The organism is Paraburkholderia sp. GAS32 (genome assembly GCF_050434225.1).
Lineage (GTDB): Bacteria > Pseudomonadota > Gammaproteobacteria > Burkholderiales > Burkholderiaceae > Paraburkholderia > Paraburkholderia madseniana.
In genome coordinates, this window is sequence record NZ_JBNPVS010000042.1 from 77,024 (window position 1) to 86,989 (window position 9,966).

The following is a 9,966-nucleotide window of genomic DNA, read 5'->3' on the forward strand; positions in this document are numbered from 1 at the left end:
TTTCAGGCGCCTGGCGGACAAGCCGCGTTATTTTGCAGGCGCCCCGGGAAGTACGATAACAGCCTGACTGCTAGCCCCGGCGCAGTTCGACCCGTTTGATGTCTTTCACGATCACGAGGTAGCTGAACACCGTCAGCAGGGCATTCAGGCCGACGAAAACCAGCGCGCCGTTGAACGACCCGGTCTTCGCGACGAGATAGCCGATCACGATGGGCGTCACGATGCCGGCGACATTGCCGAACATATTGAAGATGGCGCCCGACAGACCGAGTGCCTCTTTCGGTGACGTATCCGCCACCACGGCCCAGCCGAGTGCGCCGATGCCCTTGCCGAAGAACGCGAGCGACATGAGCCCGACGACGATCCAGTCGGTCGAAACATAGTTGCAACCGATGATGCACACCGACAGCAGCATGCCGCCGACAATCGGCACCTTGCGCGCGATGGTGAGCGAATGTCCGCGCCGGATCAGCCCGTCGGACAGAATGCCGCCCAGCACGCCACCGGAGAATCCGCAAATCGCGGGCAGCGATGCCACCAGACCCGCCTGCAGAATCGTCATGCCGCGCGCCTGCACGAGGTAGATCGGAAACCAGGTCAGGAAGAAGTAGGTCAGCACGTTGATGCAGTACTGGGCGAGATAGACGCCGAGCAGCATGCGATTGGTCAGCAACTGACGCACCAGCGACCAGCCACCGGTGCTGGCGATGTCCTCAGCCCGGGTGGCTTTCGTGTGCCCGTTCACCACGCCGCCGCCCTGTTCGATGTAGTCGAGTTCGGCGCGCGAGACACGCGGATGATCGGCGGGGTTCTTCATCACCTTCAGCCAGGTGAGGGCGAGTAACAGTCCGGCCGCGCCCATCACGAGGTAGACCGCGTGCCAGCCGAACGCATGGGTGAGCCACGCCATCAGCGGCGTGAAAATGACTGCCGCGAAGTATTGAGCCGAATTGAAAATGGCGGAGGCGGTGCCGCGTTCGTTGGTGGGAAACCAGCTTGCCACGACCTTGGCATTGGCCGGAAACGCCGGCGATTCAGCGGCGCCCATTGCAAAGCGCAGCACGAACAGCGCGGTGACGGCGGCGGCTGCACTGCCCAGCAGACCGATCGAGCTTTGCAGCAGCGTAAACAACGACCACAGGAAAATGCTCGCCGCGTAGACGCGCCGCGCGCCGAAGCGGTCGAGTAGCCAGCCCGCTGGCAATTGCGACAGAACATAGGCCCAACTAAACGCGGAGAAGATGTAACCCATCTTGATTGCGTCGAAGCCGAACTCGGCACGCATCGCGGATCCGGTTACCGAGAGCGTGGCGCGATCCGCGTAATTGAATGTCGTGATCACAAAGATCAGCAACAGAATCGCGTAGCGGACCTTGGTGCGCTTTGCGACGTGGGCGGGGCTCGCGGTGCGGCTCATTTCCATCGTCATCTCCTAAATTTTTATCAGTGAAAAAGCGCCCGGCGACGTTGCCGTCCCGGGCGCTCTTTACGGTGCCGCGTGCTCGAGCCAGGTTCGGCCAGGTTCGCGCGGCTTGGCGCCTTGCTGCATTACTGCGCGCCGAGCTTCTTGATCAGCACGTCGAGTTGCGCCATTTCTTCTTCGGTCAGATCGGTCAGCGGTGCGCGCACCGGACCTGCGCTGTGGCCAACCAGCTTCGCGCCGGCCTTCACGATGCTGACCGCGTAGCCCTGGCGGCGGTTGCGGATCGCCAGATACGGCAGGAAGAATTCGTCGATCAGCTTGCCGACGGTCGCGTGGTCGTCCGCGGCAATCGCGCGGTAGAAGTCCATCGCGGTCTTCGGGATGAAATTGAATACGGCCGACGAGTACACCGGCACACCCAGCGCCTTGTAGGCCGCTGCGTAGACTTCGGCGGTCGGCAGGCCGCCGAGGTACGAGAAGCGGTCGCCAAGGCGGCGACGGATCGACACCATGTTCTCGATTTCACCCACGCCGTCCTTGAAGCCGATCAGGTTGGGGCAGCGCTCGGCCAGCCCTTCGAGCATGTCGGCGTTAAGCTTGGAGTTCGCGCGGTTGTAGATGATCACGCCCAAGTTCGGCACGGACTTGCAGACTTCTTCCGCGTGCGCCGCGATGCCTTCCTGGCAGGCTTCGGTCAGGTAGTGGGGCATCAGCAGAATGCCGTTCGCGCCGTGACGTTCGGCTTCCTGGGCATACGCGATCGCCACACGGGTCGGGCCGCCGGCACCGGCGAGAATCGGTACCTTGCCTTTGCAGACTTCGGTTGCCGTACGCACGACGTTCGAGTAGTCGTTATGCGTGAGCGAGAAGAATTCGCCCGTGCCGCCGGCGACGAACAGCGCCGACGCGCCGTAAGGCGCGAGCCATTCGAGGCGCTCGGCATAGGTGTCGGCGCGGAAATCGCCTTGTTCGTCGAAGTCGGTAACGGGGAAGGACAGAAGGCCTTCGGAAACGATCTGCTTCAGTTCCTGCGGTGTCGTCATGATGAGTATCCAGGGCGTCGAATAGGGTCGGTATTGAGAAATGATGATTTCTTATACGTCATCGTACAACAACAATTCGGCTAACTCAACGGTGTTTTCACGGCATAATGCGCGCCATAGGGTAAATACGGAACGTCTGGGCAATCTTTCGTGTTGTAGGATGACGTATGAATGATTGGCGCAACGATTGGCGCAGCAGGCGTGAAATCGCCACAAGGATCGATGTCATGGAACAAACCCCGCTCTACATTCGCGTTCACCCCAATGACAATGTCGCGATCGTCGTCAACGACGGCGGTCTGGGTGAGGGCGCCGTATTTCCCGATGGCCTCGCGCTGCGCGAGCGTGTTCCGCAGGGGCACAAAGTCGCGCTGGCCGATTTCGCTGAAGGCGACGAGGTCATCCGCTACAACGTGGTGATCGGCTACGCGCTCAAGGATTTGCCGAAGGGTAGCTGGATCAACGAGCACGTGATCCGTATGCCGAGTCCGCCGGGGCTGGAAGATTTGCCGATCGCCACCATCAAGGCGCCGGAGATGCCGCCGCTGGAAGGCTTCACGTTCGAAGGCTATCGCAATGCCGACGGCTCGGTCGGCTCGCGCAACATTCTGGCGATCACGACCACCGTGCAATGCGTGGCCGATGTGGTTCAGCACGCGGTCACGCGCATCAAGGCCGAACTGCTGCCGCACTATCCGAACGTCGACGATGTCGTGAGTCTCGGCCACACCTATGGTTGCGGCGTCGCGATCGACGCCCCGGACGCAATGGTGCCGATCCGCACCGTGCGCAATATCAGCCTGAATCCGAACTTCGGCGGCGAAGTGATGATGGTCAGCCTCGGTTGCGAGAAGCTGCAGCCTGAACGCCTGATGCCGCCGGGCACGATTCCGATTGCCGCTGCAGCGAATGTCGCCGAAGTGGCCGACATCGGCGATGTCGAAGCCGATCTGAACGGCGACGTGGTGGTGCTTCAGGACGAGGCGCACGTCGGCTTCCAGTCGATGATCGAGTCGATCATGAGAATGGCCGAGGGCCATCTGAAGCGCCTGAACAATCGCCGCCGCGAGACCTGCCCGGCCTCCGATCTGGTGATCGGCGTGCAGTGCGGCGGCAGCGATGCATTTTCCGGGCTGACCGCCAATCCCGCCGTGGGCTTCGCCACCGATTTGCTGGTGCGCGCCGGTGCGACGGTGATGTTCTCCGAAGTCACCGAAGTGCGCGACGGTGTCGATCAACTGACGGCGCGCGCGGCCAACGCGGACGTGGCGGCTGCGATCATCCGCGAGATGCAGTGGTACGACGATTATCTGAAGCGCGGCGGCGCGGACCGCAGCGCCAACACCACGCCGGGCAACAAGAAGGGCGGCTTGTCGAACATCGTTGAAAAGGCGATGGGCTCGATCATCAAGTCGGGCAACTCGGCCATCTCCGGCGTGCTGTCGCCCGGTGAAAAGGTCAAGCAGAAGGGGCTGATTTACGCGGCCACGCCGGCGAGCGATTTCATCTGCGGCACGCTGCAGGTCGCGGCGGGCATCAACCTGCATGTATTCACGACCGGCCGCGGCACGCCGTACAGCCTCGCTGAAGTGCCCGTCATCAAGGTCGCGACGCGCTCCGATCTCGCGCGCCGCTGGCACGATCTGATGGATATCAACGCCGGTACCATTGCGACCGGTGCCGCGACGATCGAAGACGTGGGTTGGGAGCTGTTCCGCCTGATGCTCGACGTCGCAAGCGGCCGTAAGGAGACCTGCGCGGAGAAACTCAAACTCCACAATGCGTTGGTGCTGTTCAATCCGGCGCCGGTGACCTGATAGTACCGATCGTAACCACGACAAAGACTGAGACATGACTGACTCGAACCTTGACCGCCCGGCGGCGCAGAAACCTTTCCGCCGTCTTCTGCTTACCGGCGCTGCCGGCAACCTCGGCCAGCAGTTGCGCGGTGCGCTCGCTGCGTGGGCCGATGTAGTGCGCGTCACCGATATCGCGCCGCTGGGCGAAGTGGCGGCGCACGAAGAAGCATCGATCGTGGACCTCGCGGATGAAGCCGCCGTTCATGCGCTGCTGGAAGGCGTGGATGCGGTCGTTCATCTGGGCGGCATCTCCGTCGAAGCGCCGTTCGAAGATCTGCTCGAAGCGAATATCCGCGGTCTGTACAACCTCTATTCGGCCGCGCAGAAGCAGGGCGTGAAGCGCATCGTGTACGCGAGCTCGAATCATGCCGTGGGTTTTCATCCGACGACGTCGGTGGTCGATATCGACGCGCCGCTCCGTCCCGACAGCCTGTATGGCGTGACGAAGTGCTTCGGCGAATCGCTGTCGCGCTATTACTTCGACCGCTTCGGTCTCGAGACGGTGTGTCTGCGGATCGGCTCGTCGTTCGAGCAGCCGAAGAATCCGCGCATGCTCGTCACTTATCTGAGCTTCCGCGACTTTATCGAACTGGTGCGTTGCTCGCTGTTTACCAACCGGGTCGGGCACGCAATCGTTTATGGCGTCTCGGATAACCGGACCAAGTGGGTCGACAACACCAAGGCGGCGTTCCTCGGTTTTCGTCCGCAGGATAGTTCGGTCGAGTTCGAGCACCTCTTTCCGATCACGGCGCCTACCGCTGACCTCGACGATCCGACGCAGCATTTTCAGGGCGGCCCGTTCGTGCTGGCCGGTCCGATGGAGCCGAAGTGGTGAGCGGCATGGCGAACCCGCGGGTGGAGCGTGTCGAGGCGGCAGGGCAGGCGCCCGCGTCAGTCGGCGAGAGCCCGGTATGGCGTGCCGCTGAACAGGCGCTCTACTGGGTGGATATTCCTGCGCAAAAGATCGTGCGGCTGCGGCTCGAAGCGGCTGAGCGCACCGAGTGGCAATTGCCGGAGAAGGTGGCGTGCATCGCTTTCGATCATCGCGGCACGGTGCTGGCGGGCTGTGAGACGGGGCTCTTTGCGGTCACGCTGACTGAAGGCGCGCCCCGCGGCGAAGCGATGAAGGTGACGGGCAGAAAGCTCGCCGCGCCGCGCTTCGCCTTCGACGATATGCGCTTCAACGATGGCCGGTGCGATCGACAAGGGCGCTTCTGGTCCGGCACGATGGTGCAGGACATGGCAGCGGCAAATCCTGCGGGCGCGCTCTATCGCTTCGATGAGCGCGGCCTGTTGTCGGCGCCGGTTGTCGAAGCGTTGATCACGCAAAACGGTCTGGCGTGGTCGCCGGACGGCGCCACGATGTATCTGTCGGATTCGCATCCTCTGCGCCGGCAAATCTGGGCGTTCGATTACGACATCGAAGCGGGCGAGCCGCGCAATCGGCGCGTATTCGCTGACCTGCATGATTACGCCGGGCGTCCTGACGGCGCGGCCGTGGACGCCGACGGCTGCTACTGGATTTGCGCAAACGACGCCGGCCTCTTGCTGCGCTTTACACCGCAAGGCAAGCTCGATCGGCAGATTGCCGTCCCAGCCGTGAAGCCCGCGATGTGCGCGTTCGGCGGCCGGAATCTGGACACGCTGTTCGTGACGTCGATCCGTCCCGCGACGGGCGCGAGTGAACACGACGGCCACCTGTTCGCCGTTCGGCCCGGCGTGACCGGGTTGCCCGAGCCCGAATACGCGGGCGAACTCTGAATAAGCGACGTGAATGAGGTGGGGCGCCGGGGAATTAGCACGTCGGCGCCCAACAGTCGCAGCCTTTTATTCATCACTTGTCGTACAACATAGTGGCAAAAATGCCACTTTCGGGTCATCTTCCTCTCTACGAAAAATATAAATCCGCGATGTGGGGATTTTGCTTAGTCTCCCTTCTGGCATGGCTTTGATGTCGGATTTTGACCCGGAAACTCTTACGTCCAACCCGCTGTCGTGCGGGTAAATACCGGCTGTACAACTCAAACCACGTTTTATAGACTTCATATGTCGTCGTACAACATATGAGCCCAAACAAATTCCTTTCGAGATAGCTTTGGGCTCCCGGACAAAGAGGCCAGTGTTCTCTACGCGCATGACCAACGCGCGCGGGATTCATGCCGAAGCAGTCGAAGTAAAGAAGTCGAGTTGTCTGACAGGAGTGCTGAGCATCTGTGCCGGGGAAGTAGAACAGGCCAGCACGGCAAACCGCTCGCTACCCACAGGGGTTGCGTGCGTGGAGCCGGGAGACGCATCAAAACCATGTCGCATCCGTGAGCGGCCTTCCGTGAGCGACCCCGCGAAAGCGGTCCTTCGCAAGCGGTCCTCCGCATCCGGATGATCTAATTTCAAGGAATGTCACGATGAAAAACAAGTTTGCCTCTTCCCGTGTTTCGATGATTGTCGCGGCCTCCGTGCTGGCATTCAGCACCGTGTCGGCACACGCGCGCGTGTTCCGGGTGTCGGACGTGCATGGCGACACCTATCCGACCAATATGGCCGTGAAATACATGGGTGAAGAAATCAGCAAGGCAACCGGTGGCAAGGATTCCGTGAAGGTCTTCGGCAACAGCGCGCTGGGTTCCGAAAACGACACGATCGATCAGGTGCGCATCGGCGCACTGGACATGGCGCGCGCCAACGGTGCCGCGTTCAACGAGATCGTGCCTGAATCGATGATTCCGTCGCTGCCGTTCCTGTTTCGCGACATCGACCATTTCCGCAAAGTGATGTACGGCCCGGAAGGCCAGAAGATTCTCGACGCCTTCAAGGCGAAGGGCATGATCGCGCTGACGTTCTATGAGAGCGGCGCGCGCTCGATGTACGCGAAGAAGGCCATCCATTCGCCCGCCGATATGAAGGGCCTCAAGGTGCGCGTGCAGCCGTCGGATCTGATGGTCGACGAAATCAGGGCGATGGGCGGCACGCCGACGCCGATGCCGTTCGCCGAAGTCTATACGGGCCTGAAGACGGGTCTGGTGGATGGCGCGGAAAACAACCTGCCGTCGTACGAAGAGACCAAGCACTTCGAAGTCGCGCAGGTCTATTCCGAAACCCAGCATTCGATGACGCCGGAAGTGCTGGTGTTCTCCAAGAAGGTGTGGGACACGCTGACGCCGCAGGAACAGGACATCATCAAGAAGGCGGCGGCTGACTCCGTGCCTTACTACACGAAGCTGTGGACCGCGCGTGAAAGCGACGCGGCAAAGACGGTCACAAAGGGTGGCGCGACGATCGTTACCGCGTCGCAGATCGACCGTCCTGCTTTCGTGAAGGCGATGCAGCCGGTTTGGGCGAAGTATGAAAAGACGCCGCAAATGAAGCAGCTCGTCGACGAAATCCAGGCAGTCAAATAAGTTCGGACGTAACGCGCTGGGGAAGGGCCGTGCAGCACGGGCTGCCGGTTTTTCCCACGGTGCGGTTTCCTGAGCCGGTGAGGCTTGGCAGGATTCCTGAAGATCAAATATAAGTCCGCCGTATGCAAGGATGGGGTCAATGAGATTCATGAAACGCCCAAACGATTTTCTCTTCCGCGTGCTGGTGGTCGTGGCGTCGGCGAGTCTCGCCACGCTGTGCCTGTTGGTGATTTATAGCGTCGTGATGCGCTATGTCTTCAGCGATGCACCGGATTTTGTCGAACCCATTGCCCTCCTGCTGGTGATTGTGATCGCCATGTTCGGCGCCGCGCTCAAAGTTCGCGAGGGCGGCCACATTGGGCTCGACTCGCTAGTCAAGAAGCTGCCGCCCAAAGGCCAGACGATTGCCCATGCGTTCCAGCATATTTGCCTGATCGTGCTGGCCGTGGCGATTTTCTTCGGCTGCTGGCAGATGGCGGAGACGACGATGGACGACAAGATCCCGATCCTGGGCCTTCCGGAAGCGCTTCGATATTTGATTCCGGTCATTGCTAGCGCCTGCATCGCTCTGTTCTCGTTCGAGAACCTGCTGGGGCTTTTCGCACAGAAACAAAAATAGAAGAATCATGGAACTTGCCATCCTCTCAGTTAGTTTCCTCGTTTTCCTCGTATTCGGGGTTCCTGTTTCGTTCGCATTGGGACTCTCGTGCGTCCTGACGTATCTGTATGAGGGCTTGCCGGCGGCTACCGCCATGCAGTCGATGATTTCGGGAATGAACGCGTTTTCGTTTCTCGCGGTCCCGTTCTTCATTTTCTCCGGCGAGTTGATGCTGCACGGCGGTATCGCCGACCGCATCCTGCGCTTTGCGCAGGCCACGGTGGGCCATTTCCGCGGTGGGCTCGGCATGGCTAACGTGGTCGCGTGCACGCTGTTCGGCGGCGTGTCCGGTTCGCCGACGGCAGACACCTCCGCCATGGGCGGCGTCGTCATTCCGCTGATGAAGCGCGAAGGCTACAGCGCGGCCTATGCGGTCAACGTGACAACCCATTCGTCGCTGGCGGGCGCGCTGATGCCCACCTCGACGAACATGATCATCTATGCGTTCGCGGCCCAAGGCATCACCGGGACGTTGAACGGTCACCAGATGAGCGGCGTGTCGATCGGCGATCTGTTGTTTTCCGGTCTGTTGCCGGTGCTGTGGGTGATGGGTTTCGTGCTCATCGCCGCGTACTGGCAGGCGGTCAAGTTCGGCTATCCGCGCCGCCCTGACGGCTCGACCGAATTGCAGCGCTTTCCTGGCTGGTTCGCGGTGGCCCGCACGTTTCTGGGTGCATTGCCCGGTTTGATGGTGATCGCGATCATTCTGGTCTGCGTGGCCAAGGGTATTGCTACAGCGACGGAAGCCGCCGCTATCGCAGTGGCTTATTCGCTAGTGCTGACGATCGTCATTTATCGCACGATGACGATGAAGAAGCTCTTTCATGCGCTGTCCAAGGCCGCTAAAACCACTGGCGTGGTGTTGCTGCTGATCGGCGTGTCGAACATGCTGCGCTACCAGATGGCCTATCTGGAGATTCCCGACGCCATCGAGCACATGCTCGATGGGGCAACGAGCTTGCCATGGTTGATGCTGCTTTACATCAACATCATCCAGATCTTTCTCGGCACGTTCGTCGACATGGCCGCGCACATCCTGATCACCACGCCCCTGTTCCTGCCGATGGCGATGCATGCCGGCGTCGGCCCCGTTCAGTTCGGGATCATGATTTTGCTGAATTGTGCATTGGGTCTCGTGCATCCGCCGATCGGGTCGGTGCAGTTCATCGGCTGCGCGATCGGCAATGTGTCGATAGGTGAAACCACCAAGGTGGCGTGGCCTTATTACCTGGCTATCTTCAGCGCGATCAACATCGTGACGTACGTACCGATGTTCTCGACGTGGTTGCCTAGCCTGATCAATGGTCACCCGGTGTTTTGAACGCTTGATTAAAAGTCGGCGCCGGTGTGGCACTGCCAGATATGACAAATAAGTTTTTTACAGAGGAGCAGAAATGAAAAAGGTAATAGCAACCTCGGCCCTTGGGTTGGTCGCCCTCGGCGCGCACGCTCAGAGCAGTGTGACGCTGTACGGGATCGTCGATGCGGGGATTGGTTATCAGAGCAGCCAGACGTCGCTTGGTTCGACGAGTGGCGGCCGCTCGGTGATCAAGATGGTGAACGGCATCTGGGCGGGCAGCCGCTTCGG

General features: G+C 60.7%; 9 protein-coding genes. 7 read left to right on the plus strand and 2 right to left on the minus strand.

The features are described 5' to 3' along the window. Positions 1-70: 70 nt before the first annotated feature. Together P3T25_RS36600 and kdgD are read right to left on the minus strand one after the other, a co-directional pair. Complete coding sequence (locus P3T25_RS36600) at positions 71-1,423, minus strand: MFS transporter (protein ID WP_266241000.1); 1,353 nt, start codon at positions 1,421-1,423, stop codon at positions 71-73. A gap of 125 nt (positions 1,424-1,548) precedes the next feature. Then, entirely contained in the window at positions 1,549-2,466 is a 918-nt protein-coding gene (kdgD, locus tag P3T25_RS36605; protein WP_266240999.1) for a 5-dehydro-4-deoxyglucarate dehydratase, read from the minus strand. A 227-nt stretch (positions 2,467-2,693) separates the two neighbouring features. Here kdgD and garD point away from each other — a divergent pair, with 227 nt between their 5' ends. The 7 genes from garD to P3T25_RS36640 form a co-directional block, all read left to right on the plus strand. Beyond that, a complete protein-coding gene (gene garD, locus P3T25_RS36610; protein ID WP_266240998.1) occupies positions 2,694-4,283 on the plus strand; it encodes a galactarate dehydratase in 1,590 nt (529 codons plus the stop codon). Between the two features lie 34 nt (positions 4,284-4,317). Continuing rightward, on the plus strand, positions 4,318-5,160 hold the full coding sequence (locus P3T25_RS36615) for an NAD-dependent epimerase/dehydratase family protein (RefSeq protein WP_154566061.1): 843 nt from the start codon (positions 4,318-4,320) through the stop codon (positions 5,158-5,160). Further along, entirely contained in the window at positions 5,157-6,086 is a 930-nt protein-coding gene (locus tag P3T25_RS36620; protein WP_171927940.1) for an SMP-30/gluconolactonase/LRE family protein, read from the plus strand. Before P3T25_RS36615 ends, P3T25_RS36620 begins: the two co-directional genes overlap by 4 nt. Before the next feature lie 641 nt (positions 6,087-6,727). Further along, positions 6,728-7,720 carry a TRAP transporter substrate-binding protein gene (locus tag P3T25_RS36625; protein ID WP_154566063.1) on the plus strand — a complete coding sequence of 331 codons (993 nt, stop codon included), beginning with the start codon at positions 6,728-6,730 and terminating at the stop codon, positions 7,718-7,720. Positions 7,721-7,859: 139 nt separating this feature from the next. Further along, positions 7,860-8,339, plus strand: a complete 480-nt coding sequence (locus P3T25_RS36630) for a TRAP transporter small permease (RefSeq protein ID WP_054040219.1) — start codon at positions 7,860-7,862, stop codon at positions 8,337-8,339. 7 nt (positions 8,340-8,346) lie between these two features. Then, complete coding sequence (locus tag P3T25_RS36635) at positions 8,347-9,699, plus strand: TRAP transporter large permease (RefSeq protein WP_097396902.1); 1,353 nt, start codon at positions 8,347-8,349, stop codon at positions 9,697-9,699. 73 nt (positions 9,700-9,772) lie between these two features. Then, on the plus strand, positions 9,773-9,966 hold a 194-nt coding region (locus P3T25_RS36640; protein ID WP_429361892.1), incomplete at its 3' end, for a porin.

Bases quoted from the DNA above. Each gene is read 5' to 3' on its own strand.
- P3T25_RS36600 (WP_266241000.1), bottom strand. From the start codon at position 1,423: ATGGAAATGAGCCGCACCGCGAGCCCCGCCCACGTCGCAAAGCGCACC.
- kdgD (WP_266240999.1), bottom strand. From the start codon at position 2,466: ATGACGACACCGCAGGAACTGAAGCAGATCGTTTCCGAAGGCCTTCTG.
- garD (WP_266240998.1), top strand. From the start codon at position 2,694: ATGGAACAAACCCCGCTCTACATTCGCGTTCACCCCAATGACAATGTC.
- P3T25_RS36615 (WP_154566061.1), top strand. From the start codon at position 4,318: ATGACTGACTCGAACCTTGACCGCCCGGCGGCGCAGAAACCTTTCCGC.
- P3T25_RS36625 (WP_154566063.1), top strand. From the start codon at position 6,728: ATGAAAAACAAGTTTGCCTCTTCCCGTGTTTCGATGATTGTCGCGGCC.
- P3T25_RS36630 (WP_054040219.1), top strand. From the start codon at position 7,860: ATGAGATTCATGAAACGCCCAAACGATTTTCTCTTCCGCGTGCTGGTG.
- P3T25_RS36635 (WP_097396902.1), top strand. From the start codon at position 8,347: ATGGAACTTGCCATCCTCTCAGTTAGTTTCCTCGTTTTCCTCGTATTC.